The organism is Streptomyces tendae (assembly GCF_008632955.1).
In the GTDB taxonomy this organism is placed as follows: domain Bacteria; phylum Actinomycetota; class Actinomycetes; order Streptomycetales; family Streptomycetaceae; genus Streptomyces.
The window spans coordinates 2,052,009-2,076,916 of sequence record NZ_CP043959.1 but is presented as its reverse complement, the minus strand read 5'-3'; the positions used below and the strand labels follow the sequence as shown (position 1 = coordinate 2,076,916).

The 24,908-nt window shown below is 70.6% G+C and carries 23 protein-coding genes and 1 pseudogene; 4 read left to right on the top strand and 20 right to left on the bottom strand.

Going from position 1 to position 24,908, the window contains the following annotated elements:
* Nucleotides 1-156 precede the first annotated feature (156 nt).
* The 8 genes from F3L20_RS09685 to F3L20_RS09650 form a co-directional block, all read right to left on the bottom strand.
* Nucleotides 157-351, bottom strand: a complete 195-nt coding sequence (locus tag F3L20_RS09685; protein WP_145828011.1) for a hypothetical protein — start codon at nucleotides 349-351, stop codon at nucleotides 157-159.
* A 10-nt stretch (nucleotides 352-361) separates the two neighbouring features.
* A complete protein-coding gene (locus tag F3L20_RS09680; protein ID WP_150153851.1) occupies nucleotides 362-655 on the bottom strand; it encodes a hypothetical protein in 294 nt (97 codons plus the stop codon).
* 31 nt (nucleotides 656-686) lie between these two features.
* Nucleotides 687-1,682, bottom strand: coding sequence for a helix-turn-helix transcriptional regulator (locus tag F3L20_RS09675; RefSeq protein ID WP_150153849.1), 996 nt, complete (start codon nucleotides 1,680-1,682; stop codon nucleotides 687-689).
* Between the two features lie 18 nt (nucleotides 1,683-1,700).
* Complete coding sequence (locus tag F3L20_RS09670) at nucleotides 1,701-2,654, bottom strand: helix-turn-helix transcriptional regulator (RefSeq protein ID WP_150153847.1); 954 nt, start codon at nucleotides 2,652-2,654, stop codon at nucleotides 1,701-1,703.
* A 123-nt stretch (nucleotides 2,655-2,777) separates the two neighbouring features.
* Nucleotides 2,778-3,149: an FKBP-type peptidyl-prolyl cis-trans isomerase gene (locus F3L20_RS09665; RefSeq protein ID WP_024885170.1), complete on the bottom strand. Its 372-nt coding sequence runs from the start codon at nucleotides 3,147-3,149 to the stop codon at nucleotides 2,778-2,780.
* Nucleotides 3,150-3,211: 62 nt separating this feature from the next.
* Nucleotides 3,212-4,213, bottom strand: coding sequence for an FKBP-type peptidyl-prolyl cis-trans isomerase (locus F3L20_RS09660; protein WP_150153845.1), 1,002 nt, complete (start codon nucleotides 4,211-4,213; stop codon nucleotides 3,212-3,214).
* A 137-nt stretch (nucleotides 4,214-4,350) separates the two neighbouring features.
* Nucleotides 4,351-5,712 carry a Pup--protein ligase gene (pafA, locus tag F3L20_RS09655; protein ID WP_024885172.1) on the bottom strand — a complete coding sequence of 454 codons (1,362 nt, stop codon included), beginning with the start codon at nucleotides 5,710-5,712 and terminating at the stop codon, nucleotides 4,351-4,353.
* Between the two features lie 9 nt (nucleotides 5,713-5,721).
* Nucleotides 5,722-6,981, bottom strand: a complete 1,260-nt coding sequence (locus F3L20_RS09650; RefSeq protein WP_150153843.1) for an MFS transporter — start codon at nucleotides 6,979-6,981, stop codon at nucleotides 5,722-5,724.
* 89 nt (nucleotides 6,982-7,070) lie between these two features.
* Here F3L20_RS09650 and F3L20_RS09645 point away from each other — a divergent pair, with 89 nt between their 5' ends.
* Nucleotides 7,071-8,072, top strand: coding sequence for a LacI family DNA-binding transcriptional regulator (locus F3L20_RS09645; protein WP_150153841.1), 1,002 nt, complete (start codon nucleotides 7,071-7,073; stop codon nucleotides 8,070-8,072).
* A 553-nt stretch (nucleotides 8,073-8,625) separates the two neighbouring features.
* Here F3L20_RS09645 and prcA read toward each other — a convergent pair.
* From prcA to arc, 6 genes and pseudogenes are all read right to left on the bottom strand, one after another.
* Nucleotides 8,626-9,375, bottom strand: coding sequence for a proteasome subunit alpha (gene prcA, locus F3L20_RS09640; protein WP_150153839.1), 750 nt, complete (start codon nucleotides 9,373-9,375; stop codon nucleotides 8,626-8,628).
* 44 nt (nucleotides 9,376-9,419) lie between these two features.
* On the bottom strand, nucleotides 9,420-10,265 hold the full coding sequence (prcB, locus tag F3L20_RS09635; protein ID WP_150153837.1) for a proteasome subunit beta: 846 nt from the start codon (nucleotides 10,263-10,265) through the stop codon (nucleotides 9,420-9,422).
* Nucleotides 10,217-10,411, bottom strand: a pseudogene (locus tag F3L20_RS09630) (endonuclease domain-containing protein); the annotation flags it as partial. The gene prcB and the pseudogene F3L20_RS09630, both read right to left, overlap by 49 nt.
* A gap of 143 nt (nucleotides 10,412-10,554) precedes the next feature.
* Entirely contained in the window at nucleotides 10,555-10,773 is a 219-nt protein-coding gene (locus F3L20_RS09625) for a ubiquitin-like protein Pup (protein WP_024885178.1), read from the bottom strand.
* A gap of 198 nt (nucleotides 10,774-10,971) precedes the next feature.
* On the bottom strand, nucleotides 10,972-12,483 hold the full coding sequence (gene dop, locus F3L20_RS09620) for a depupylase/deamidase Dop (RefSeq protein WP_167534497.1): 1,512 nt from the start codon (nucleotides 12,481-12,483) through the stop codon (nucleotides 10,972-10,974).
* Between the two features lie 231 nt (nucleotides 12,484-12,714).
* Nucleotides 12,715-14,481 (bottom strand): proteasome ATPase, encoded by a 1,767-nt coding sequence (gene arc, locus F3L20_RS09615; RefSeq protein ID WP_150153835.1) that lies wholly within the window; start codon nucleotides 14,479-14,481, stop codon nucleotides 12,715-12,717.
* Between the two features lie 252 nt (nucleotides 14,482-14,733).
* On the opposite strand from arc, the gene F3L20_RS09605 reads away from it, so the two are divergent.
* Nucleotides 14,734-15,033 carry a ferredoxin gene (locus F3L20_RS09605; protein WP_145828159.1) on the top strand — a complete coding sequence of 100 codons (300 nt, stop codon included), beginning with the start codon at nucleotides 14,734-14,736 and terminating at the stop codon, nucleotides 15,031-15,033.
* An 80-nt stretch (nucleotides 15,034-15,113) separates the two neighbouring features.
* Here F3L20_RS09605 and F3L20_RS09600 read toward each other — a convergent pair whose 3' ends face one another.
* The 3 genes from F3L20_RS09600 to F3L20_RS09590 form a co-directional block, all read right to left on the bottom strand.
* Nucleotides 15,114-15,692 carry a hypothetical protein gene (locus tag F3L20_RS09600; protein WP_150153833.1) on the bottom strand — a complete coding sequence of 193 codons (579 nt, stop codon included), beginning with the start codon at nucleotides 15,690-15,692 and terminating at the stop codon, nucleotides 15,114-15,116.
* 232 nt (nucleotides 15,693-15,924) lie between these two features.
* A complete protein-coding gene (locus F3L20_RS09595) occupies nucleotides 15,925-16,827 on the bottom strand; it encodes a tRNA (adenine-N1)-methyltransferase (RefSeq protein ID WP_024885183.1) in 903 nt (300 codons plus the stop codon).
* Between the two features lie 62 nt (nucleotides 16,828-16,889).
* A complete protein-coding gene (locus tag F3L20_RS09590) occupies nucleotides 16,890-18,551 on the bottom strand; it encodes a site-2 protease family protein (RefSeq protein ID WP_150153831.1) in 1,662 nt (553 codons plus the stop codon).
* A 176-nt stretch (nucleotides 18,552-18,727) separates the two neighbouring features.
* Between F3L20_RS09590 and F3L20_RS09585 the strand changes: the two genes are divergently transcribed.
* A complete protein-coding gene (locus F3L20_RS09585; RefSeq protein WP_145828023.1) occupies nucleotides 18,728-19,684 on the top strand; it encodes a RecB family exonuclease in 957 nt (318 codons plus the stop codon).
* Nucleotides 19,685-19,698: 14 nt separating this feature from the next.
* Nucleotides 19,699-20,370 (top strand): response regulator, encoded by a 672-nt coding sequence (locus F3L20_RS09580; RefSeq protein ID WP_024885186.1) that lies wholly within the window; start codon nucleotides 19,699-19,701, stop codon nucleotides 20,368-20,370.
* Nucleotides 20,371-20,444: 74 nt separating this feature from the next.
* On the opposite strand, the gene F3L20_RS09575 is transcribed toward F3L20_RS09580, so the two are convergent.
* The 3 genes from F3L20_RS09575 to F3L20_RS09565 form a co-directional block, all read right to left on the bottom strand.
* Nucleotides 20,445-22,028, bottom strand: coding sequence for an ABC transporter substrate-binding protein (locus F3L20_RS09575; protein WP_150153829.1), 1,584 nt, complete (start codon nucleotides 22,026-22,028; stop codon nucleotides 20,445-20,447).
* Between the two features lie 63 nt (nucleotides 22,029-22,091).
* Nucleotides 22,092-23,699, bottom strand: a complete 1,608-nt coding sequence (locus tag F3L20_RS09570; protein WP_145828026.1) for an ABC transporter substrate-binding protein — start codon at nucleotides 23,697-23,699, stop codon at nucleotides 22,092-22,094.
* A gap of 443 nt (nucleotides 23,700-24,142) precedes the next feature.
* The gene (locus F3L20_RS09565) at nucleotides 24,143-24,844 is read right to left on the bottom strand and encodes an HAD family hydrolase (RefSeq protein WP_150153827.1); all 702 of its coding nucleotides are present in this window, start codon (nucleotides 24,842-24,844) and stop codon (nucleotides 24,143-24,145) included.
* Nucleotides 24,845-24,908 lie beyond the last annotated feature (64 nt).

Here is a 24,908-nt window from a genome sequence, read left to right as displayed (position 1 = left end):
CGCCCAGAGGTAAACGTCCGGCAATCCCTGTGCGTACTCCCGTCCGCGGCCCGGGCCTCGTTATCCGGGCCGCGATCAGCAGCGTACCTGCCGGGGCCCGGACGGTGACAGGGCGGCGACGGCGTCCCGGCCGGACGGCGGGTGTGCCGGTCGACGTCACAGGGCCTCGGCGGACCGGGCCGTACTCGCGGCGGCGCGCTCCAGGTCCTCAGCCGCGCGGCCGATACGCCGGGCCGAGTCCGCGACCTGCCTGCCGAGGCGCTCCGCCTCGACGAAGACCCGGACGGCGAGCACTGCGAGCACCGACAGTCCCAGGAATCCCAGGGCGACGGCGAACATCGGCCAGAACATGACGACGAGCCTAGACGGTCGAGTGCAGCCGCAGGGTACGCACCCCGCCGCCGGTCAGCAGCTCCACGATCCGCTCCCCCGCCGGCTTGCGGACGGCCGCGCCGCACTCGGGGCAGGTGAAGGAGTAGAACGTGGTGCGGCTGCTGGCGCCGATCGCCAGCCGCAGCGCGCTCGCGGCGAGTTCGAAGCGTCCCCGGCAGTCCGGGCAGCCCGCCCGGAACATCACCGGGGCCACGCTCCTCATCCCGGCGAACGCGGACGCCGCCGTCATGCCCCGTGCCCCTGTGGTCGCCGACTCGCTCAAAGCACTCGCTCCTGCCTGTCGTCCTGCCCGGTCATCCGGCCGCCTCGACCCCGTCGTACGCCGCCAGCGCCTCACGGGCCGCCCGGCGGGCGCTCTCGGCCAGCTCCTGCGGTGCCACGATGCGGCCGTCCCGGCCGAGCCGCAGGGCCAGCCGTCTGAGCGACGCGGGGTCGGGGGTGCGCAGGGTGATACGGAGCCCGCCGTCGGGAAGCTCATCGGCGCTGTCGTGCGGGTAGTACTCGGCGACCCAACGGCCGCCCGGCCCGACCTCGACCACCACCTCCGGGTCCTCGGCCGCGGGCTGCACCAGTCCCTCGGACAGGTCGCGCAGCTCCACCTCGGGCGGCGCGGACGGCTCGTCGAGGATCTTGATCTCGGCGACCCGGTCGAGCCGGAAGGTGCGGCGCGCCTCGGAGCGGCGGCACCACGCCTCGACGTAGGTGTGGCCGACGCTGACCAGGCGGATGGGGTCGATCTCCCGCTCGGTGACCTCGTCGCGGGCCGGCGAGTAGTAGCGGATCCACAGTCGGCGGCGCTCGGCGATCGCCCGGTCGACGTCCGCGAAGACACCGCCCTCCGACTCGAAGGTCACCGACAGCCGGGAGCTGGCGCCCGCCGCCTCGCCGGCCGCGGTCTCCACCTTGGCGGTGGCCCGCAGCAGCGCCTGCCGGTCGCTCTCACGCAGCCCCGGCAGGGTGGCCACGGCGCGGGCGGCGACGAGCAGCGCGGTCGCCTCGTCGGCGGCCAGGCGCAGCGGCTCGGCCGCGTCGGCGCCCAGGGCGGCCGGGTTGTGCCACCAGATGCGCTCGCCGTCGGTGTCGATGTCCAGCAGGTCGCCGCCGCGGAAGCTGGTGCCGCACATGGGCAGCACGTCGAGGTCGGAGACCAGCTCGTCCTCGGTGATGCCGAAGGCACGCGCCACGTCCTCGATGCGGGCGCCGGGGCGCTCGCGCAGATACGTCACCAGGGAGAGCATCCGCCGGGTCTGGTCGATGGCGTTCACGGGCCTGACCGGTTTGCCTGCCACGTTCTTGTCCGCTCCCCCTCAGCCCTTGGCCACGGCACGCAGCCGGTCCACCACGTCGGCCCGCAGCTCGGCGGGCTCCACAACCACCACGTCGGGCCCGAACTCCACCAGCCAGGCGTCCAGGCCGTGCCCGTACGGAATCTCCAACTCGTCCCAGCCGTTCCCGAGTTCCCGGACCGAGGTGGCCTTGGCCCGGAGCGGGAAGCCGGCGTCGGAACGCAGCCGGATGCGCGCCGAGCGGTCGGCGGTCTCCCCCGCCCAGCTCGCCACGGTCTCCCGCACGGTGACGACGTCCGGCACCGGGACGGTGAACCGGCCGGCGCGCGAGCGCACCTTGCCGGTGATCCGGGAGAGCCGGAAGACCCGCTCGGCCCCGCGGTCGCGGTCCCAGCCGGCCAGGTACCAGTGGCCGCGCCAGCACTCCAGCGCCCACGGCTCGACGTGCCGCTGCTCGGGCTGGGCGGCGTTGGCCTTGCGGTAGTCGAAGATCACCGGCCGGCGGTCCCGGCAGGCGAGCATCAGCGGCTCGAACGCGGCCTCGTGCACCGGGATGCGCGGCTCCAGCGCGCCGTGCGCGCCGTACGGGTCGACGTCCTCGGGGAGTCCGGCCGCGCGCAGCTTCTGCAGGGCGCCGCTGGCCGCCCCGGCGAGCCGGGCCTGCTGCCACACCTTCGCGGCGAGCCCGAGGGCGGCGGCCTCCTCGGCGTCCAGGGTGATGGCCGGCAGCCGGTTGCTGTCCCGGCGGGCGAGGTAGCCCGTCTCGCCCTCGAGGTTCTCGACGGTCTCGATGACCAGTCCGAGTTCGCGCAGGTCGTCCTTGTCGCGCTCGAACATCCGGTTGAAGGAGTCGTCGGAGCCCGCTTCGAGGTATGCCTCGATGGACTCGCGCAGCTCGCGCTTGCTGAGCGGCCGGCGGGTCCCGAGCAGACACAGCGCCAGATTCATCAGCCGCTCGGCCTTGGCAATGGCCATCGACGCGCTTCGCCTCCCTATGGTGCTTACGACCGATGACCGTACCGCCCCGGAGTGGCGCGGTAAAAGCCGAGGGCCCATGCCCGGACAGGCATGGGCCCTCGGCGATCGACTCCGGTCGGATCAGACGCCGAGCAGGTCGACCACGAAGATCAGGGTCTCACCGGGCTGGATCGCCGGGGTGGGGCTCTGGTTGCCGTAGGCGAGGTGGGCGGGGATGGTCAGCTGGCGGCGGCCGCCGACCTTCATGCCCTGCACGCCCTGGTCCCAGCCCTTGATGACCCGGCCGCCGCCCAGCGGGAAGCGGAAGGGGGTGCCACGGTTCCAGCTGGCGTCGAACTCCTCGCCGGTGCTGAAAGCGACGCCCACGTAGTGGACGGTGACGGTCTGGCCGGCCTTCGCCACCTCGCCGTCGCCCTCCCAGATGTCCTTGATCTCGAGGTCCGCCGGGGGCTCGCCGCCCGGGAAGTCGATCTCGGGCTTGTCGATGCTCACGTCTTACGCTCCTGCTTGTCTGCGGAAAGGCGAACACGCACAGTCTTGCATCCCGGCGGGGCTCACAGCTTCGCGAGGATGTCCACGGAGAAGACCAGCGTGGAGTCCTTCTTGATCTCGCTGCCCTGCGGCGGGTTGTCGCCGTAGCCCAGCTCCGGCGGGATGACGATCAGGACGCGGCTGCCGACCTTCTTGCCGGTCAGGCCCTGCGCCCAGCCCTTGACGACCTGCTGCAGCGAGAACGACGTCAGCTGGCCCCGGCCGTACGTGGAGTCGAACTCCTTGCCGCCGTCCCACAGCACGCCCTTGTACTGCACCAGGACGCTGTCCTCCGCGCCGACCTTCTCGCCGTCGCCCTCGATGACGTAGTTCGCCACGAGCTTCTTCGGCGGGTCGCTGTCGGGCACCTCGATGGAGGGTGCCTTGCCGTCGGTGTTGGTGCCGACCTTGGGCAGGTCGATGTTGTCCTGGGCGACGTCGGTGCCCTTGGCGGAGCTCTTGGCGTTGAACGTGTCCCGCACGTCGATCACGAACACCAGCGTGTCGGTGCCCTTGATGCCCGCCTGCGCGTTGCCCTGCTCGCCGTAGCCCCAGGTCGGCGGGATGGCCGTCTGGACGCGGCTGCCGGTCTTCTTGCCGACGAGCGCGTAACGCCAGCCGTCGATGATCGTGCCCTGGGCGAGCTGGATGGCCAGCGGGGTCCCGCGGTCGTAGGAGTTGTCGAACACCTTCGCGGTGCTCCACACCTGGCCCAGGTAGTCGGCGACGATGAAGTCGTTCTCCGCGATCGTCCTGCCGCCGCCCGCGATGACCGTCTTGACCGCGAGGTCCTTGGAGGGCTCGCCGCTGCCCTTCGCGACGGTCGGCTTCTCACCGAACTTCGTCCCGGCCGTGATCGCCGGCAGCGGACCGTCGACGATCTTCGGCGAGGGGGCCGCCGACGTCTCGGGCTCCGAGGGCGAGGCGGTCTCGCTAGCCTTGCCGGAGTCGGACTTGTCGTCGCCGCACGCGGCGAGGGTGGCGAGCCCGGCGGGAACGGCGATGAGGAGTGAGCGTCGGCGCACGGTGGGGGCCTCGTAATCATCGATCTTGTGGATGGCGTGCGCGCAACTCTACGGCGTGAGAAGGGCGCCGCACGTGTAACGTACGGCGCCCGTGTGACGTTCCGGGAGTTTCGGTGACTCCTGCGGAGACGTGCTTCTCACATGCCGGCGATCAGCTTCTCCACCCGCTCGTCGACCGAACGGAACGGGTCCTTGCACAACACGGTGCGCTGCGCCTGGTCGTTGAGCTTGAGGTGCACCCAGTCGACGGTGAAGTCACGGCGCTGCTCCTGGGCGCGCCGGATGAAGTCGCCCCGCAGCCGGGCCCGAGTGGTCTGCGGCGGGACGGACTTGCCCTCGAAGATCTTCAGGTCGTTGCAGATCCGGGCGGCTTGTCCCTTCTTCTCGAGCAGGTAGTACAGGCCACGACGGCGGTGGATGTCGTGGTAGGCGAGGTCTATCTGCGCGACCCGCGGGTGCGACATGGTCATGTTGTGCTTGGCGCGGTAGCGCTCGAGCAGCTTGTACTTCATGACCCAGTCGATCTCGGTGCCGATGCGGTCGAGGTCCTCGGCCTCGATCGCGTCCAGCGTGCGGCCCCACAGCTCCAGCACCTGGTCGACGGTGCCGGTGCGGATGCCGCGGCGCTCGCAGAAGTCCACCGCCTTCTCGTAGTACTCCCGCTGCACCTCCAGGGCGGAGGCCTCGCGGCCGCTGGCCAGGCGCACCTTGCGGCGGCCGGTGATGTCGTGGCTGACCTCGCGGATCGCCCGGATCGGGTTCTCCAGGGTCAGGTCACGCATGACGGTGCCGGCCTCGATCATGCGCAGCACCAGGTCGGTGGCGCCGACCTTGAGCAGCATGGTCGTCTCGGACATGTTCGAGTCGCCGACGATGACGTGGAGCCGGCGGTAACGCTCGGCGTCCGCGTGCGGTTCGTCGCGGGTGTTGATGATCGGACGGGAGCGGGTCGTCGCCGAGGAGACGCCCTCCCAGATGTGCTCGGCGCGCTGGCTGACGCAGTACACGGCGCCGCGCGGCGTCTGCAGCACCTTGCCTGCCCCGCACAGCAGCTGCCTCGTCACCAGGAACGGGATGAGGATGTCCGCGAGCCGGGAGAACTCCCCGTGCCGGGCGACGAGATAGTTCTCGTGACACCCGTAGGAGTTGCCGGCCGAGTCGGTGTTGTTCTTGAAGAGGTAGACGTCGCCCGCGATTCCCTCCTCGTGCAGGCGTCGTTCGGCGTCCACCAGGAGTCCTTCGAGAATGCGCTCGCCGGCCTTGTCGTGGGTGACCAGTTCGGTCACGTTGTCACATTCCGGCGTTGCGTATTCCGGATGTGACCCCACGTCGAGATAGAGGCGGGCGCCGTTCCGCAGAAAGACATTGCTGCTTCGGCCCCATGACACGACACGGCGGAAGAGGTACCGCGCCACCTCGTCAGGCGACAGGCGGCGCTGTCCCCTGAACGTGCACGTGACGCCGTACTCGTTCTCCAGCCCGAAAATGCGGCGGTCCATGAGGGAACATTACGCCCGATCCCCCGAACTGAAACGAGGTTCGGGGGCACGGTTCGGATCATTTTCCGAACCGGCCGCGATCACCGCCGTCTTGGCCGGAACTGCCAATACCCGTCCTGTGGCGATCAAAACCAGCAGCGACACGCCGCCCGCCGCACCCGGTACGGCGAAGCCCCACAGAGGGCCGCCCGCCTCGACCACCGGGCCGGTCACACCGGTCCCGAGCGACGCGCCGACGGTGAACGTGGTCACCAGCCAGGAGAACGCCTCGGTGACCGTGCCGCGCGGGGCGTGCCGGTCCACCAGCACGAAGGCGCAGGCGATCGCCGGGGCCAGGAACAGACCGGCGACCACCGTCAGCAACGTCATGGCCACCGGGCCGGGCGTCAGCATCAGCGGCAGGTAGCACAGGGCCAGCAACGCCACGATCACCTGGAGCCGCCGGGCGGGCTCCCCGGCCCACTGCCGCGCCCCGTAGGCCATGCCGCCGATCAGGGCACCCAGACCGATCGCCGCCATCAGCCAGCCGTACACGGCGTCCCCGCCGTTCTCGTCCGCGTAGGTCACGGCGGCCACGGTGATGGACCCCAGGGCCATGCCCACGGCCAGGAAGGCACCCAGCAGCGCCAGCAGCCCCGGCGAGCGCAGTGCGCCCAGCCAGTGCGCCTCACGCGGCGCCGACCGCCAGGCCCGCGAGGGCGGCGAGACGACGACGGAGAGAGCCCCCAGCACACCGATGGCGTTGAGGACCAGCAGCGCGGCCTGGGCCGACCACAGGGAGGTGCACACCGTCACGAGCAGCGGCCCGACGGTGAACATCACCTCCTGGGCCACGGCGTCCATCGCGTACGCCCGGTGCACGTGCTCCTCCTTGGGGAGCACGGTGGACCACAGGGCCCGCAGCCCGCCCTCCAGCGGCGGAGTGAACAGCCCCGCCAGGGCGACGGCGCCGTAGGCCACGACCAGCGACCCGGTCCCCGCGAAGGCGAACACGGCCATGGCCGCCGCGGACAGCAGCGCGGCCGGCAACTGCACCCGGGGCTGCCCCTTCAGGTCGACCAGCCGCCCGAGCACCGGCTGCCCCACGGCGTTGGCCACGCCGTACACGGCGGCGAGCGCGCCGGCCAGGCTGTACGTCCCGCCCTCCGCGCGCACGAACAGCACGACGGCGATGGCGGCGGTCGCGTTCGGCAGTCGCCCCACGAGCGTGCCCACGAGCAGCCGGGTGGCGTGCCGTGCCCGGAGGATCTCCAGGTATCCCGTCGCCATGCCGGCTCCTCCCAGGGAAGTTTTACGTATAACTAAGCCCTCCATACGTACCATGACCGCTGTTCACCAGTCCAGACGAAGGAGCGACGGTGCCCAGAGTCAGCGTCCGCCCCACGAGCCGGGACGTCGCCCGGGCCGCAGGCGTCTCCCAGGCCGCGGTCTCGCTGGTCCTGGGCGACAAGTGGCGCGGCCGGGTCTCCGAGACCACGGCTGAACGCGTCCGCGAGGCCGCCCGCACGCTCGGCTACCGCCCCAACCTCGCGGCCCGCAATCTGCGGCTGGGCCGTACGCGCACGGTGCTTCTGGTCGTCCCCGCCCTGACCACGGAGTTCTTCGCGGGCGTCTACACCGGCGCGGCGCGCGTCGCCTCCCGCCACGGCTTCGGCGTGGTGCTCTACCCCTCCCCCGAGGGCATCGGTCCGGCCCGTGACCCGTTCGCGTCCGCCCAGGCGGCGCTGGACGGCGTCATCGCCTCCTCCATGGCCGCGGAGGCCCTGACCGCGATCCGGGGCGACCAGCTGCCCCTGGTCATGCTGGACAGCGATCCGGCGGCGGGCGGGGCGACGGTGAACCTGGACATCGCCGACGGGGTCCGTCAGGTCACGGACCATCTCCTCGGCCTGGGCCACCGCCGCTTCCTGCACCTGGCGGCGGAGGTCCCGTCCTGGACCTTCGAGGTCCGCGCACGGGAGCTTCAGGCGCGGCTCGGCCGCGTGCCGGGCACGTCTCTGCGCACGGCACGCTCGCCGATCACCATCAAGGGGGCGGAGCCGGCCGCGGAGGCCGCGCTGACCTCCGGGGACCGGGTGACGGCGGTCGTCTGCGACGACGACCAGCTGGCGGCGGGCGTCTACAAGGCCGCCCGGCGTCTGGGACTGCGCGTCCCGGCGGATCTTTCCGTCACCGGAATGGACGACCTGGCGCTCGCCACGGCGATCGACCCGGAACTGACGACTGTCCGCCTGGACGCCGAACTCTTCGGCGAACGGGGCATGCAGGCGCTGCTGGCCGTCCTGAACGGCGAGAACCCTCCCTCGGGGGACATCCCGGTCCACCTGGAGGTCCGGGGCTCCACCACCCGGGTCCCTTAGCCCACCCGCGGTACGGCTTTCACACCCCGGCGCCCTGAAACGTACGGGCGCGGGTGCGCGGGGCGTGCTCCCGCACCCCGACGCCCGAAACGCACCGGCGCGGATGCGGGCCGGGGGGTGTTCGCGCAGCCCGGCGCTCACGAGGTGCCGCCGCGCCCACCCGTGCCGCCCCAGGCGGCACGACTGAGCGCAGTGGGCCGGCACGACTACCCGCACTGGGCGGCAGTCGCGCTGCGAGCGGCGGAGGGCGATGGTCGCCAGGCTGTCGGTGTGGTCGCCACGGTGTCGGTGTGGTCGCCACGGCGGGGAGGGGGCGGGGTGGGGGCGGTCGCCCGCAGCGGCTGGCGCGTCCGCGCCGTTCACCACCCAGCGGGCTCCGTCGCGCCAGACCGAGGACGACCGCCCCCACCCCGCCCCGCACCACCACACCCATCGTGGGCGCTACACCAGCCCCCACGGCCCGCAACCCTGCGCCGCAGGCATCAGACCTCAACCCCCACCGCGCCGCACCTCACCCCACCGCGCCGCCCCGCGCTTCAACATGTGCGGAGGACTACTCCACGTCCCCGCCGGACTCCGCCGACGGAGGCGTCTCCGCGCCGCCGCCCGCCTCCAGCAGCCGCACCAACTGCCGCCCCTCGATCCGCTTGAACTTCCGCTTCTGCGGCCGCGTCCGGTCCAGCACCGCCACCTCCAGCCGCTCCGCGGGAATCTCCCGCTCACTGCCGTTGGTGTCCCGGGACAGCGACTGCACCGCCAGCCTCAGCGCCTCCGCCAGCGTCATCCCGTCCCGGTGCCGCTGGTCGAGGTACCCGCTGATCTGCTCCGCGTTGCCCCCCACCGCCACCGAGCCGTGCTCGTCGACGATCGACCCGTCGTGCGGCAGCCGGTAGATCTGGTCGCCCTCCGCGGTCTCCCCGACCTCGGCCACCACCAGCTCCACCTCGTACGGCTTCTCCCCCACGCTGGAGAAGATCGTGCCCAGCGTCTGGGCGTACACGTTCGCCAGACCCCGGGCGGTCACATCGTCACGGTCGTAGGTGTAACCGCGCAGATCCGCGTACCGCACACCACCGATCCGCAGATTCTCGTACTCGTTGTACTTGCCCGCCGCGGCGAACCCGATCCGGTCGTAGATCTCGCTGAACTTGTGCAGCGCACGGGACGGGTTCTCACCGACGAACACGATCCCGTCGGCGTACTGCAGCACGACCAGGCTGCGGCCACGGGCAATGCCCTTACGGGCGTACTCCGCCCGGTCGGCCATCGCCTGCTGAGGTGAGACATAGAACGGCGTCGACACCGGTTACCCGTCCCTTTCTGTAGAAGTCACTGGATCACCCTGAACTACAGCAGCGAGGCCCGCGGCCCGTCCGGCTGCTCCAGCCGCCGCTCCAGCACGGACCGGGCGACGTCGGACGCCTCGTCCTCGGTGAGCCGGCGGTAACCGCCCTCGGTGATCACGGTGACGATCGGATAGATCCGGCGGGCGACATCGGGACCGCCGGTCGCCGAGTCGTCGTCTGCCGCGTCGTACAGCGCCTGGACCACCAGCGTGGTGGCCTCGGCCTCGCTCAGGTCGTCCCGGAACAGCTTCTTCATCGCACCGCGCGCGAAGATGGATCCGCTGCCGGTCGCGGCGTACCCGTGCTCCTCGGACCGCCCGCCCGTGACGTCGTAGGAGAAGATCCGTCCCTTCTCCCGGTCCACGTCGTACCCGGCGAACAGCGGGACCACGGCCAGCCCCTGCATGGCCATGCCCAGGTTCGAGCGGATCATCGTCGACAGCCGGTTCGCCTTGCCCTCCAGCGACAGCTGCGCGCCCTCGACCTTCTCGAAGTGCTCGAGCTCCAGCTGGAACAGCTTGACCATCTCGACGGCCAGACCGGCGGTACCGGCGATGCCGACCGCCGAGTACTCGTCGGCCGGGAACACCTTCTCGATGTCCCGCTGCGCGATCACGTTCCCCATGGTGGCCCGGCGGTCACCGGCGAGGACCACACCGCCCGGGAAGGTGACGGCGACGATGGTCGTGCCGTGCGGCGCCTCGATCACGCCCTGCACGGGCGGCAACGTCCTCCTGCCGGGCAGCAGCTCCGGCTGGTGATCGGAGAGGAAGTCCATGAAGGACGAGGAGCCCGGCGTCAGAAAGGCAGCCGGCAGACGCCCGGTGCCAGAAGTGTTGGCTTCCACGAAGTTCCTTCCAGGTAGGCAGCTGCCCGACGAACAGCGTCGGGATCATCTCCCAACTTGCCGATGGCCGAATTGCAGTTGAAGCACATTACGCCACGGACCCTACCCGCCCCACGGCAATGATCCACATTTCCGGCAACAGCTTCTGGAGCGACCGGGCCGCACGCCTCAGAGCCGAGCGAACGCCGCCCGCGGCCGGCCACCGGGCCGACCGCGAACAGCGCTCTTCCGTCCGCCGTGTCTCTCCTGCCGCGCGGCTGCCGAACCGGCACCGGCGAAGCCGGTGAGGCTACTCGCCGCCCTTCTGCACGAACGACCGCACGAAGTCCTCGGCATTGGCCTCGAGCACGTCGTCGATCTCGTCCAGGACGTCGTCCACGTCGTCGCTCAGCTTCTCGTGACGCTCCTTGAGGTCCTCGGAAGCCTCGGTCTCCGCCGCCTGCTCCTCGACCTCCTCGGTGGACCGCGTGGCCTTCTGCTGTCCGCCGCCGGTGTCCTTGGTCGCCATCACCCTCACCCCGCTCGGTTCGCCCGACACAGTTGCTGGTCAAGATCAGACCCTACAAGCCGGGTCCGACAATGCCCCCGCAGTTGCTCCAACGTACGGGGACCACCTCGATGATTCCCGGACGGGCGGTTTTCCACCCTGTCCGGCCGGTCCGTCCCGGATACCCGCAGGTACCCGCGCGACGGCGGCCCACCCCGGTCAGCCGCCGGACAGCACCCTGACCAGGTCTTCCGCCGTCCGGCAGCGGTCCAGGAGCGCCTTGACGTGATTACGCGTTCCGCGTAGCGGTTCCAGGGTTGGCACCCGCTGGAGCGAGTCCCGGCCCGGCAGATCGAAGATCACCGAGTCCCAGGAGGCCGCCGCCACGTCGTCCGCGTACTGCTCCAGGCACCGCCCGCGGAAGTACGCCCGGGTGTCCTCAGGCGGCGCCGTGCGAGCCCGCTCCACCTCGGCCTCGTCCAGCAGCCGCTTCATCCGTCCCCGGGCCACCAGACGGTTGTAGAGGCCCTTGTCGGGACGCACGTCGGCGTACTGGAGGTCGACCAGGTGCAGCCGGGCCGCGTCCCAGTCGAGGCCGTCCCGGCGCCGGTAGCCCTCCATGAGCTCCCGCTTGGCGACCCAGTCCAGCTCGCCGGCCAGGCTCATCGGGTCGTTCTCCAACCGGGTGAGCGTGTCCTCCCAACGGGTGAGGACGTCCCTGGTCTGCTCGTCCGCGTCGGCCCCGAAGCGTTCCTCCACGTACTTGCGGGCCAGCTCGTAGTACTCCATCTGGAGCTGCACAGCGGTCAGGGTCCGGCCACTACGGAGCGTGACCTGGTGCTTCAGTGAGGGATCGTGCGACACCTGGTGCAGCGTCCGCACCGGCTGGTCGACCGCGAGGTCCACCGCGATGAACCCGTCCTCGATCATCGACAGCACCAGCGCGGTCGTGCCGAGCTTGAGGTAGGTCGAGATCTCGGAGAGGTTGGCGTCGCCGATGATCACGTGCAGCCGCCGGTACTTCTCGGCGTCCGCGTGCGGCTCGTCGCGCGTGTTGATGATCGGGCGCTTCAGCGTGGTCTCGAGGCCCACCTCGACCTCGAAGTAGTCCGCGCGCTGGCTGATCTGGAAGCCGTGCTCGTGACCGTCCTGGCCGATGCCGACGCGGCCGGCGCCGGTGAAGACCTGCCGGGAGACGAAGAACGGCGTCAGATGGCGCACGATGTCCGAGAAGGGGGTCTCCCGCTTCATCAGGTAGTTCTCGTGCGTGCCGTAGGACGCGCCCTTGTTGTCGGTGTTGTTCTTGTACAGGTGGATGGGCTGGGCGCCGGGAAGCTGCGCTGCCCGCTCCGCGGCCTCCGCCATGATCCGCTCGCCCGCCTTGTCCCAGAGCACCGCGTCCCGCGGGTTGGTGACCTCGGGGGCGCTGTACTCCGGATGGGCGTGGTCGACGTAGAGCCGCGCGCCGTTGGTCAGGATGACGTTGGCCAGACCGATGTCCTCGTCGGTGAGCTGGCTGGCGTCGGCCGTCTCCCGGGCGAGGTCGAAGCCTCGCGCGTCGCGCAGCGGATTCTCCTCCTCGAAGTCCCAGCGGGCCCGGCGGGCCCGGTGCATCGCCGCCGCGTAGGCGTTCACGATCTGGGACGAGGTGAGCATGGCATTGGCGTTGGGGTGGCCGGGGACGGAGATCCCGTACTCCGTCTCGATGCCCATTACTCGCCGTACGGTCATGCGGCCCTCCTTGCCCGGCGGCGCCCCCGGTCGGGGTCGCTGCTGTACCGCTGGCGCTCCGGTGCGTGTGCGGTGCCCGTCCCCGCACTGCGCGACTCGGCGGTACGGACGAGCCTAGAACGCCTTCGCCCTGGTGGGGAGATCATTTGCGTCATTGCTGTGCTCCAGCCGTGGCCCGAAAAGCAGTCGGCTGCGGGTACCCGACGTGGGCACCCGCAGCCGCCCTTGCTTTTACAGGTACTGACCGGTGTTCGCCACCGTGTCGATGGAGCGTCCGGTGTCCGCGCCCTGCTTTCCGGTGATGAGGGTGCGGATGTAAACAATCCGCTCGCCCTTCTTTCCGGAAATCCGGGCCCAGTCGTCCGGGTTGGTGGTGTTGGGCAGGTCCTCGTTCTCCTTGAACTCGTCCACGCAGGCCTGGAGGAGGTGGGAGACGCGCAGGCCCTTCTGGTTCTTCTCCAGGAAGTCCTTGATCGCCATCTTCTTGGCGCGGCCCACGATGTTCTCGATCATGGCACCGGAATTGAAGTCCTTGAAGTACAGGACTTCCTTGTCGCCATTGGCGTAGGTGACTTCCAGGAAGCGGTTCTCCTCGGATTCCGCGTACATCTGTTCCACGGCGGTCTGGATCATGCTCTGGACCGTCATGGCCTTGTCGCCGCCGTGCTCGGTGAGGTCGTCGCCGTGCAGCGGGAGGCGCTCGGTGAGGTACTTGCCGAAGATGTCCTTGGCCGCCTCGGCGTCCGGACGCTCGATCTTGATCTTCACGTCCAGCCGGCCGGGACGCAGGATGGCGGGGTCGATCATGTCCTCACGGTTGGAGGCGCCGATCACGACCACGTTCTGCAGGCCCTCCACGCCGTCGATCTCGGCGAGCAGCTGCGGGACGATGGTGTTCTCCACGTCCGAGCTGACACCGGAGCCACGGGTGCGGAAGAGGGACTCCATCTCGTCGAAGAAGACGATGACGGGGGTGCCCTCGCTGGCCTTCTCCCGCGCACGCTGGAAGACCAGGCGGATCTGCCGCTCGGTCTCACCGACGTACTTGTTCAGCAGCTCGGGGCCCTTGATGTTGAGGAAGAAGCTCTTGCCGGCGGCGACACCGGTGACTTCGGCGACCTTCTTGGCCAGCGAGTTCGCCACGGCCTTGGCGATCAGCGTCTTGCCGCATCCGGGGGGCCCGTACAACAGGACGCCCTTCGGCGGCCGCAGCTCGTGCTCCTTGAACAGGTCCGGGTAGAGGTAGGGGAGCTCGACCGCGTCCCGGATGGCCTCGATCTGGCCGCCGAGACCGCCGATCTGCTCGTAGCCGATGTCGGGGACTTCCTCGAGGACGAGTTCCTCGACCTCGCTCTTCGGGACCACCTCGTAGACGTAACCGGAGCGGGGCTCCAGCAGCAGGGCGTCGCCGGGGCGGATGGTGACGTCCAGCAGCGGCTCGGCGAGCCGCACCACCCGCTCCTCGTCGGTGTGCCCCAGCACAAGGGCGCGCTCGCCGTCCTCGAGGATCTCCTTGAGGGTGACGATCTCGCCCACGCGCTCGAATTGCATGGCCTCGACCACGTTGAGCGCTTCGTTGAGCATCACTTCCTGGCCGCGCCGGAGCTCTTCGAGCTCGACGCTCGGGCTGACGTTCACCCGCAGCTTGCGGCCGCCGGTGAAGATGTCGGCCGTGCCGTCCTCGTTCGCCGTGAGGAAGACACCGAAGCCGGCCGGGGGCTGGGCGAGCCGGTCGACCTCCTCCTTGAGGGCCACGATCTGGTCGCGGGCCTCGCGGAGTGTGCCTGCGAGTCGTTCGTTCTGGGCGGACACGCCGGCCAGATTGGTCTGCAGCTCGACGATCCGCTCTTCGAGAATTCTCGTGTGCCGCGGAGAGTCGGCGAGCTTGCGTCGCAGGACGGCGATCTCCTGCTCAAGGTAGGCGATCTGCCCGGCCGGGTCCTCGGACCCGCGTCCCGGGCGGATGCCGCGGTTCATGTCGTCGTCGTGGGCTGCCACGGTCCTCACCTCCTCCAAGGGGAGCTGGACGCTTCCAGACCCTACCTGGGCGGGTGTCGATTGAAACCCCTAGATCACAAAGACGGTCGGGGTGTGTCCGATCTTCACCCTTGCGCTCTCCCTCACGCCAGGGGAATACCCACCGAAGATGATCGGAACCCTGGCGGCGGTAGGGTCGAAGTGTTCAACACCCGTCAGAGCTGGCCGGATTCCCGTACGGCTCGGCGCAGTAAAACGGCAGGAGACACGATCGTGCAGCAGGAGGCCGCAGTCGCGGGCGAGGACCTGGAAGTCTGGATCGACCAGGATCTGTGTACCGGCGACGGCATCTGCGCCCAGTACGCGCCCGAGGTGTTCGAGCTGGACATCGACGGTCTCGCCTACGTGAAGAGCGGCGAGGACGAGCTGCTGCAGGACAAGGGCGCGACAACGCCCGTCCCGCTGCCGCTCCTCACGGACGTCATCGACTCCGCGAAGGAGTGCCCGGGCGAGTGCATCCACGTCCGCCGGGTTTCGGACAGCGTCGAGGTGTACGGCCCGGACGCCGGGTGACCGCCGTCGTACGTCGCGTCACAGGTGACTGACTCCTCACACGTCCGGGCGCACGCTCACCGCGCGCGCCCGCGTGCGGGTCACACGCTCCGGGCGTCGGCCGGCGCGGAGCGCACGAAAGCGCCGTTGTCCCAGCGCCACTTCACGGTCTCGCGGACGTCCGGGCAGCAACGGGGCACGTCGGTGGACGAGTAGCCCAGCAGCGTGGCGACGACGTCGCGGGCGCGCACGGCGAAGTCCTCGACGTTGGTGCGATCCTTGGGGTCGACGAGGGTGGCCACCACGCGCGGCCGCGTGCCGTCGGCCGCCTGGGTGAGGACGTACACGCCGTCGGGCGGGGTGCCCATCGGGGCGTCGCAGTGGACCGCCGCGACGGTCTCGGGGCGCCCGTCACCGTCGAGGTCGCCGGACGCCTGCTTCTTCACCACCACCTTGACGGGGCCGCAGTCGAGCGGGAACTCGACGTCGGCCGGGTCGGGCGGCAGCGCCTGCGCCGGGGCGTTCTTCGTGTGCGGGGCGCCCGGCGCGGCGGCGGTCGCGGGATCGGGCTGCAGGACGGAGGAGAGCGCCACGACACCGGCGACGGCCGTGGCGGTGGCCATCCAGTGGATGGGCCGGGCGTGCGTGTGGGCGAGCTCCGGTACGGCGGAAGACTGCACGAGGAGTGTCTCCTGTGAGGGCTGTGCCGGTGGGGGTGGCCAGCATCGTGCCACACGTCACAGGACGGAGGGAACGGCGGGGTCCGCACCGGCCGTGCGAAGCACCCGCGAGGCGCTGCCTTCCGGGGCCGGCCGCGACCGTACGTCAACGTGGCAGCGCCGTGGCGCAGTTCCCGGTGACGTCCGGGAACTGCGCCACGGCGCCGGAGCGTTGGTGAGGGTACGGACCGCGTCAGCGGCCGGCGCCTCCGTCGGCGTTGGGGCCGGCGTAGTCCTCGCCGTAGGCGCCCTTGGCCGGGCGGCGCCGGCGCATGGGCGGCTCGACGCCGTCGGCGAGCCGGCGGGCGGTGAGCAGGAAGCCGGTGTGGCCGATCATCCGGTGGTCCGGGCGGACGGCCAGGCCCTCGATGTGCCAGTTGCGGATCATCGTCTCCCAGGCGGTCGGCTCGTTGAAGCAGCCGATCTCCCGGATGGACTCGACGGTCCGGGCGAGCTGGGTGGTGGTGGCGACGTAGCAGCACAGGATGCCGCCGGGCACCAGCGCCTTGGAGACGGCGTCCAGGCACTCCCAGGGGGCGAGCATGTCGAGGATGACGCGGTCGACGTCGGCGTCGGACAGGTTGTCCTGGAGGTCACCGACGGTGAGCTGCCAGGCGGGGTGCGGGCCGCCGAAGTAGCGCTCCACGTTCTGCCGGGCGATGTCGGCGAAGTCCTCGCGGCGCTCGTAGGAGTGCAGCATGCCCTGGTCGCCGATGGCGCGCAGCAGGAAGCTGCTGAGCGAGCCGGAGCCCACGCCGGCCTCCACGACGCGCGCGCCGGGGAAGATGTCGGCGAAGGCGAGGATCTGCCCCGCGTCCTTCGGGTAGACGACGGCTGCCCCGCGGGGCATGGACAGGACGTAGTCGGGGAGCAGGGGGCGCAGCGCGAGGTAGGCGACGTTCCCGGTGGTGCGGACAACGCTGCCCTCGGGAGCACCGATCAGTTCGTCGTGGGGGAAGGAACCCTTGTGGGTGTGGAAATTCTTCCCGGCCTCGAGCGTGAACGTGTAGTGGCGGCCCTTGGGGTCGGTCAGCTGAACCTGGTCCCCGACCTTGAAGGGCCCGCGCCTGCGGGCGGCACCGGTCGGTTCGGACATGTGACCAGCCTACCGGTCCACGGAGGGCCCGCCGACCACGGCCGGTGCCCCGGGGCGCCCGGCTAGGAGGGGCGGGCCATGGCCTTGACGAAGGCCCGCTCCACGTCGGCTGCGGACAGCACGCCGTAGATCTCGCCGGTGTCCTCGACGACGAGGTACTCGGTGGCGGGCGTCGCGCGCAGGGCGTCCAGCAGGTCCTCGCCGGCCAGTTCCGCGGAGACGCGCATGCCGTCGGTGAGGTCCTGGGCGAGTCCGCCGACCGGCACCCAGGGCCTGCGGTGTTCCGGTACGCCGACGATCGCGGCCTCGCGGACCAGCGAGAGCGGCACGCCGTCGGTGTCGACGACGACCAGGGCGCGGGCGCCCGCGGCGTTGGCCCGGCGCAGCGCCTCGGAGAGGGGCGTGTCCGTCTCCACGGGGACCGCGCGGCGGGTGAGGGTGCGGGCGCGCAGCTCGGGCAGGTGTTCGCGCAGGCGGGCCATGCGCAGGCTGTTCCCGGCGCCGGTCCAGATGATCGCGGCGAGGATGGCCGCGAGCAGGGCGTCGAGGACGGTGTCCATGCCGACGTTGTCCACGGCGTCGGAGCCGAGCGCCCCGGACTGCGTGAGCAGCGGCAGGCCGATCAGCACGGAGACGGCGAGGGCGCGGCCCACCCAGGCGGCGGCGACGGTGCCGGTCATGGGCTTGCCGGTGATCGCCCAGACGACCGCGCGGAGCATCCGTCCGCCGTCCAGCGGGAGGCCGGGCAGCAGGTTGAAGACGGCCACGATGAGGTTGGACACCATCAGGCCGGCCAGCAGGACGCCGGGGACGCTGCTCGGGTCGACGGCCTGCAGGGCGAGGTAGAAGAGGCCGGAGAGCACCAGGGAGAGCAGCGGGCCGACGAAGGCCAGCACGAACTCTCTGCCGGGGGTCTCCGCCTCCTTCTCGATCTCGGAGACGCCGCCGAAGAACTGCAGCTGGATGCGGCGCACCGGGAGCTTGAAGCGGAGGGCCGCGACGGTGTGGGCGAGCTCGTGCACCAGCACGGAGGCGTAGAAGGCCACCGCGAAGAACAGGGAGACCAGGTAGCTGGCCGCGCCCAGCTCGGGCAGGACACGGTCGATCTGGCCGCCGAACACCCAGGTGATGAGGATCGCCACCAGGAACCAGCTCGGCGCCACGTACACGGGGACGCCGAAGGGCCGGCCCATCAGCAGGCCACCCCGCCGCCGCTCCTCGGGCCGCTGCGGCGCGGGTCCCTTGCCGCCGGAGTGGGCGAACGGCCGGTCGGCGTGCTCCGGCAGCTGTCCGCCTCCGTCGCCGGCGCCCCGCCCGGGGGATCCCGGGGCCCGCCCGTCGGGGGCGGTGGACGGACGGTCCGCCGGGGACTCCTGGTGCGGCTCGGCGCGCTCGTCCGGTCCGGCGGGGCCGGTGCCGGTGGTGTCATGCGCCGGTCCGCCCGCGGTGCCGCGGGGGTCCTCGGCCGCGGGGCCGGACGCCGGGGTGTCGCCGTCCTCAGTCGTAGGGCCGGACGCCGGGGTGTCGTCGTCCTCGGCCGCGGGCCCGGGAGCCGGGGTGCCGGGCCCGGCGGTGTGCGTCGGGTCGGGCGCCGGGGCGGCCGGGGTCGCGGGGGGTTCGCCGGCGGCGTGGGTGTCACCGGTGGCCGGGGCGTCGGGCCCGGTCTGCTCGGCCGACTCGTCGTTGCCGGGCCGCGGCCGTCCGCGCCCGCCGCTTACGTCCACCGGTGTCCCCTCGTTCGCTGCGTCTCCCGCGCCTGCCGGACGGGAGGTTCCTGGGTCGATGGTATGCGGCGTCCGCCGCCCGTTTCGCCCCGGCACCCCTCTCTCTACCCCCTCCTTCCGCTTCTCTCCCTCCGGTCACGCCGCGTTGTCGGTGCCGGGCCGTAAGGTCTGTGGTCATGGAGACGAGCACCGAGGGCACGACGCGGCCCGACAGCAGCCCGGCCGCGCCGGAGTCGCCGGCGGAGTCGCCGGCGGACACGGTCGTGGTGACCGGGACGCCCGCGGCACCGCCCGCCTCGCTGTCGCCCTCCCGTGCGAGTGACTTCATGCAGTGCCCGCTGCTGTACCGGTTCCGGGTGATCGACCGGCTGCCGGAGAAGCCGAGCGAGGCGGCGACCAGGGGCACGCTGGTGCACGCGGTGCTGGAGCGGCTGTTCGACGCGCCGGCCGCCGACCGTACGGTGCCGCGGGCGAAGTCGCTGATCCCCGGCCAGTGGGACCGGCTGCGCGAGAGCAGACCCGATGTCGCGGAGCTCTTCGCGGACGATCCCGAGGGCGAGCGCCTGGCGCGCTGGCTGACCCAGGCGGAGTCGCTGGTCGAGCGGTGGTTCACGCTGGAGGACCCGAGCCGGCTGGAGCCCGCCGAGCGCGAGCTGTTCGTGGAGGCGGAGCTGGAGTCCGGGCTGCGGCTGCGCGGCATCATCGACCGGGTGGACGTGGCACCCACCGGCGAGGTGCGGATCGTCGACTACAAGACCGGCAAGGCGCCTCGCCCGGAGTACGCCGAGGGCGCGCTGTTCCAGATGAAGTTCTACGCCCTCGTCGTGTGGCGGCTGAAGAAGGTGATCCCGCGCCGGCTGCAGCTGGTGTACCTGGGCAGCGGTGACGTGCTCACCTACGACCCGGTGCTCGCCGACCTGGAGCGGGTCGAGCGCAAGCTGCTGGCGTTGTGGGAGGCGATCCGGCTGGCGACCGAGACGGGGGACTGGCGGCCGCGGCCGACGAAGCTGTGCGGCTGGTGCGACCACCAGGAGCACTGCCCCGAGTTCGGCGGTACTCCCCCGCCCTATCCGCTGCCCCTGAGGGCGCCGGAATCCGGCGGGGCCGAGCAGGGCAGAATGGGGCCGGACTAGCGAAGGAGACTTACGTGGCCATCCGCGTCCTACTGGTCGACGACCAGCCGCTGCTGCGCACCGGGTTCCGGATGATTCTGGAGGCCGAGCAGGACCTCGCGGTCGTCGGCGAGGCCGGAGACGGCCTTCAGGCCCTGGACCAGGTACGGGCGCTGCAGCCCGACGTGGTCCTGATGGACATCCGTATGCCGCGGATGGACGGGGTGGAGGCCACCCGCCAGATCACCGGCCCGGAGCGGAACGGGCCGGCGAAGGTCCTGGTGCTGACGACGTTCGACCTCGACGAGTACGTGGTGGAGGCGCTGAAGGCCGGGGCGAGCGGCTTCCTGCTCAAGGACGCCCCGGCCAACGAGCTGGTGCAGGCGATCCGTGTGGTGGCCGCCGGTGAGGCGATGCTCGCCCCGAGCATCACGCGCCGACTGCTGGACAAATACGCCACGCATCTGCCGTCCGGCGAGGAGCCGGTGCCGGACACCCTGCACACGCTGACCGACCGCGAGGTCGAAGTGCTGAAGCTGGTGGCGCGCGGGCTGTCCAACGCGGAGATCGCCGCCGACCTGTTCGTCAGCGAGACCACCGTGAAGACGCACGTCGGTCATGTGCTGACCAAGCTGGGACTGCGCGACCGGGTGCAGGCCGCGGTGTACGCGTACGAGAGCGGGCTGGTGCGTCCCGGCGCCCAGTAGCGCGCGGGTCGCCGTGCATGACGTGGGGGAGCCCTCCCGGCCGGGAGGGCTCCCCCACGTCATGCACGGACGGGTCAGCCCTTGCTGAGCTCCCAGAACCGGAAGACGGTCGAGGCGTCGAGGCAGTACTCCAGGCCGTAGACGCGCTCCTGGACGACCGCGTACTGCTTGCCCTGCCAGACCGGCAGGAGGGGGATGTCCTCGGCGACCTGGTTCTGGATCCGCTCGAACTCCTTGTCGGTGGAGCCGCGGTCGCTCTCGGCGGCGGTGTGCGGCAGGAGCGTCTTGGTGATGGCGCCGGGGTCGTAGTCGTTGTCCAGGACGTTGCCCTCGCCGAAGAAGGGGCCGGTGAAGTTGTCGGCGTCCGGGTAGTCGGGCACCCAGCCCTTGACGTAGACCCCGTACTTGCCGGCCGCGATGTCCTTCTCGTACTGGGCGAACTCGACGGACTTGACGTCGGCGTCGAACAGCCCGCTGGCGTTGAGCTGCTTGGCGATCGCCTCGAGCTCCTGATCGGTGGCCGGGCCGTAGCGGGCCGGGGTGGACCAGAGGGTCAGCTTCACCTTGTCGGTGATGCCCTCGTTCCGCAGCGCCGCCTCGGCCTTGGCCTTGGACGGGCGGGCGCCGTAGATGTCGAAGAAGGCCGTGTTGTGACCGGCGACGCCGGCCGGGATGATCGAGTACAGCGGGGTGGCCGTGTTGCGGTAGACGTCGTGCATCAGGGCGTCGCGGTCCAGCAGGTGGGCGATGGCCTTGCGGACACCGAGCCGGCCGGCTACGGGGTCGTCCATGTTGAAGACCAGGTGCTGCACCTCGGCGCTGCTGCCCTCGACGACCTCGATGCCGCCGTCGCCGCGGTCGGCCTCTTCGATGTCGTTGATGGCCTGGGCGGTGAGGCCGCGGTAGGCGATGTCGACCTCGCCCTTCTCCAGCGCCTTCTTCAGCCCGTTCTGGTCGCCGTGGAAGAACGACAGGGTGACGCCGGAGTTCTTGGTCTCGGCGGAGCCGCTGTAGTGCTCGTTGACGGAGAACACGGCCTTGTTGTCGTCGAACGAGTCCAGCTTGTACGGGCCGGAGCCGACCGCCTTGCCGTCCTCGCGCAGACCGTTCGCGTCGTACTCGCGGTGGTTGACGATGGCGCCGGCACCGGAGGCGATCTTGCTGGGGAAGGTCGCGTCGGCCGTGTTGAGCGTGAAGACGACCGTCTTCTCGTCGGGGGTGTCGACCTTCTCCAGGGTGGAGAACATGACCGCGGGACCGTCGGGGTCGTCGATCTTCAGCGTGCGGTCGAAGGAGAACTTCACGTCTTCCGAGGTGAGCGCGTCGCCGTTGCTGAACTTCAGCCCGTCGCGCAGCGTGCAGCGGAAGACCTTGGTGGAGGTGTCGGTGAACTCGCAGCTCTCGGCGGCGTCCGGCTGCGGTTCGGTGCCGCCCTTGGGGAAGCCCAGGAGCGACTGGAAGACGTTGTTGAAGAGCAGCCAGGACCCGGGGTCGTAGCCGGAGGCGGGGTCGGTGGCGAGGACGTCGTCGGACATGCCGACCGCGATCTTGTTGCCGTTCGAGCTCGCGCCCCCGTCGTCGGAGCCGCAGCCGGTGAGCAGGCCGGAGGCCAGCCCTGCCACGAGGGGCAGGACCGGCCACTGGTGGCGCAGGTTCACGAGTGATGCCTTGTCGTTCCGTGGGTCCGGAACAGGGCACCCGGATCCCTGCCTACAGGTAGGTCAGCCGCTGACTCCGCGTCCGAGCTCCCAGAGCTGGAGCGTCGAGGAGGAGTTGAGCGCGTACGCCGTACCGGTGATGTCGTCACGGGCGGCGAGGTACTGCTTGCCCTGCCACAGCGGCAGGAGGGGGACGTCCTCGGCGACGATGTCCTGGATGTCCGTGAACGCGTTCGAGGCCGCGAGCCGGTCGGCCTGGCGGCGCGACTCGGGGATCAGGTCCTTGCGGACCTCGGTGTTCACGTAGGGCGAGTTGAGGAAGTTGTCCTCGTCGAGGAAGGGCGCGACGAAGGCGTCGGCGTCCGGGTAGTCCGGGAACCAGCCCATGCCGTAGACGTCGTACTTGCCCTTCTGGCCGGCCGGACGGAACTTGTCCCAGGTGGCGCCCGCGGTGTCCGTCTGGAACAGGCCGCTGTCGTTGAGCTGCTTGCTGAGCTGCTCGAACTCGGCCTTGGTGGCAGGACCGTAGTGGTCGGTCGTGTAGTGCAGCGTGAGCTTCACCGGGGTGTCGATGTCGGCGTCCTGGAGCAGCTCGCGGGCCTTGGCCACGTCCGGGTCGCCGTACCTGTTGAAGAACGCGTTGGAGTGGCCGGTGACGCCGGCGGGCACCAGGGAGAACAGCGGTTCGGCCTGGCTGCCGTAGACCTTGGCGACGAGCTCGTCGCGGTTGATCACCTGGGCCATCGCCTGGCGGACGGCCTTGTCCTTCACCGTCTCGGCCTTGGTGTTGAAGGCCAGGTAGCGGATCTCGAGACCCGGGGACTCCACCAGTTCGACGTCGCCGTCGGAGGCGGTGGACAGGTCCTGGATCTGCTGCGGCGACATGCTGCGGCTGGCGACGTCGATGTCGCCCTTCTCCAGCGCGTCACCCATGGACTCGGCGCTGTCGAAGGCCGCGAGTTCGACCTTGTCGTTCTTCACCTCGAGAACGCCCTTGTACGAGGGGTTCTTGGTGAAGGTGGCCTTGACCAGGACGCCGTCCTTGACCTCGCTCTTCATCGTGTACGGGCCGGAGCCGTCCACGTCGAAGCCCTCGCGCAGCTTGTCCTTGGCGTAGTCGTCCTGGTTGACGATGCCCGCGACCGGGGTGGACAGCTTGTACGGGAAGGTGGCGTCGGCCGCCTTGAGGTGGAAGATCACCTCGCGGTCGCCCTGCGTCTCGACGGTGTCGACGGTGGACAGCAGCGCGAAGACACCGCTGTCGCCTTCGAGGGAGATGGCGCGGTCGATCGAGTACTTCACGTCCTGCGCGGTGATCGGGTCGCCGTTCGAGAACTTCAGCCCGTCACGCAGGGTGCAGCTGTACCGCTCGTTGCCGGCGTCCGTGAAGCCGCAGGACTGGGCGGCCTCGGGCACCGGCTCGCCGTCACCGCGGGGCTGCACCATGAGGGTCTGCACGGTCTGCCGCAGGATGTTCCAGGTGCCGACGTCGTAGGCCCAGGCGGGGTCGAGGGGCGCGAGGCCCTCTTCCTCGGAGGCGGTGAACCGGTCCGTGGTGCCCACGACGATCGCGTCGCCGTCGCCGCTGCCGCTCTCCGTGTCACCACAGGCGGCGAGCACCGGCGCGAGCAGGCCCATCGCGGCCGCCAGCACCAAAGTCTTGCGGTTCATGCTCGAGTTTCTCCAGGACGTGTCGACTCCGAGCGATCCGGCATGCAGGGGTGACGCAGCGGATCGCAGGGAGGGGTGAGCTTCTCGCGACGACACTAGTCCGCGCCCGCAGGAGGGTTCGCGGCGCCCGGAGTTGGGTCCTCATCACGCAGTGGAACCAGGTGTGAACGGACCGACAGGGATGACCGGGGAAGGATTGGTGCAGCTTCCCACCAATCGGGACACAGCGGCGCGCCGGTGATCTCCGAAATCGGGTGGGATGCACGCCCGGACATCGTTGCCAACGCGTGCGCATGTGGTGAAGATCACATGTGAAAAGGGGTGCGGCGGCCCTCGAAGACGACCGCCGGCGACCGGAACGCATGCGTGCGGCGCGGGCGTCCGGCCCCGGGGAGGGGCGCCGCGCATGCCGGCTCCGGCGCCTTCGCACGCTGGGTGAACGACTAGCGCAGGTCCGTCATCAGTCCGTGCAGGAAGGCCAGGTCAACGGCGTCGAGCGAGGAGACCACCGCGCGCCGGGCGGCCGGGGTGATGGGACCCACCGACGGCACCGCGACGACCTGGCACCCGGCGGCCTCGGCGGAGGTGACACCGGTGACCGTGTCCTCGATCACGGCGCACCGCACCGGGTCGGCGCCCAGTCCGGCGGCGGCCGCGAGGTAGGGGTCGGGGTGCGGCTTGGTGCGCGGCACCTCGTCGCCGGCGACGGACAGGGCGAAGTACTCACGGCCCAGGATGGGCAGCACCCGGTCGATGATGCGCCGGTGCGAGGCGGAGACGAGCGCCGTCGGGATCTCGTGCTCGGCCAGCTCGGCGAGCAGCCGTGCGGCGCCCGGCATCAGCGGCAGGGCGTGGTCGATGCGGCTCTCGAAGCCGTCGTTGAGCAGCACCGTGAGTTCGTCGAGCCCGATGTCGGCACCGGTCGCCTCGATGAGAAAGCCCGCGCTGCGGGTCATGGGACCGCCGACCACGACGTGCCGCCAGGCCTCGTCGAGGGTGTGGCCGAGGGAGGCGAAGACCTCCACCTCGACGTCCCACCAGAAGCCCTCGGTGTCCACCAGGGTGCCGTCCATGTCCAGGAGCACCGCCTGGAGTGCCGAGCCTTGGGCCGTAAGTGTTCCGAGCGCGGGGACCGTACTGGTCATCCACATACCTCCTTGAGGGACGATCAGGCCGGTTCCCACGAAGGGAACCGGCCTGCGGTGGACC

What these genes read in the sequence shown, in the direction of transcription:
- F3L20_RS09595 (WP_024885183.1), bottom strand. Translation starts at nt 16,827, where the DNA reads ATGTCCGAACCGACCGGTGCCGCCCGCAGGCGCGGGCCCTTCAAGGTC.
- F3L20_RS09650 (WP_150153843.1), bottom strand. Translation starts at nt 6,981, where the DNA reads ATGGCGACGGGATACCTGGAGATCCTCCGGGCACGGCACGCCACCCGG.
- pafA (WP_024885172.1), bottom strand. Translation starts at nt 5,712, where the DNA reads ATGGACCGCCGCATTTTCGGGCTGGAGAACGAGTACGGCGTCACGTGC.
- F3L20_RS09685 (WP_145828011.1), bottom strand. Translation starts at nt 351, where the DNA reads ATGTTCTGGCCGATGTTCGCCGTCGCCCTGGGATTCCTGGGACTGTCG.
- F3L20_RS09625 (WP_024885178.1), bottom strand. Translation starts at nt 10,773, where the DNA reads ATGGCGACCAAGGACACCGGCGGCGGACAGCAGAAGGCCACGCGGTCC.
- dop (WP_167534497.1), bottom strand. Translation starts at nt 12,483, where the DNA reads ATGACCGTACGGCGAGTAATGGGCATCGAGACGGAGTACGGGATCTCC.
- F3L20_RS09670 (WP_150153847.1), bottom strand. Translation starts at nt 2,654, where the DNA reads ATGGCCATTGCCAAGGCCGAGCGGCTGATGAATCTGGCGCTGTGTCTG.
- F3L20_RS09585 (WP_145828023.1), top strand. Translation starts at nt 18,728, where the DNA reads ATGGAGACGAGCACCGAGGGCACGACGCGGCCCGACAGCAGCCCGGCC.
- F3L20_RS09570 (WP_145828026.1), bottom strand. Translation starts at nt 23,699, where the DNA reads ATGAACCGCAAGACTTTGGTGCTGGCGGCCGCGATGGGCCTGCTCGCG.
- F3L20_RS09565 (WP_150153827.1), bottom strand. Translation starts at nt 24,844, where the DNA reads ATGACCAGTACGGTCCCCGCGCTCGGAACACTTACGGCCCAAGGCTCG.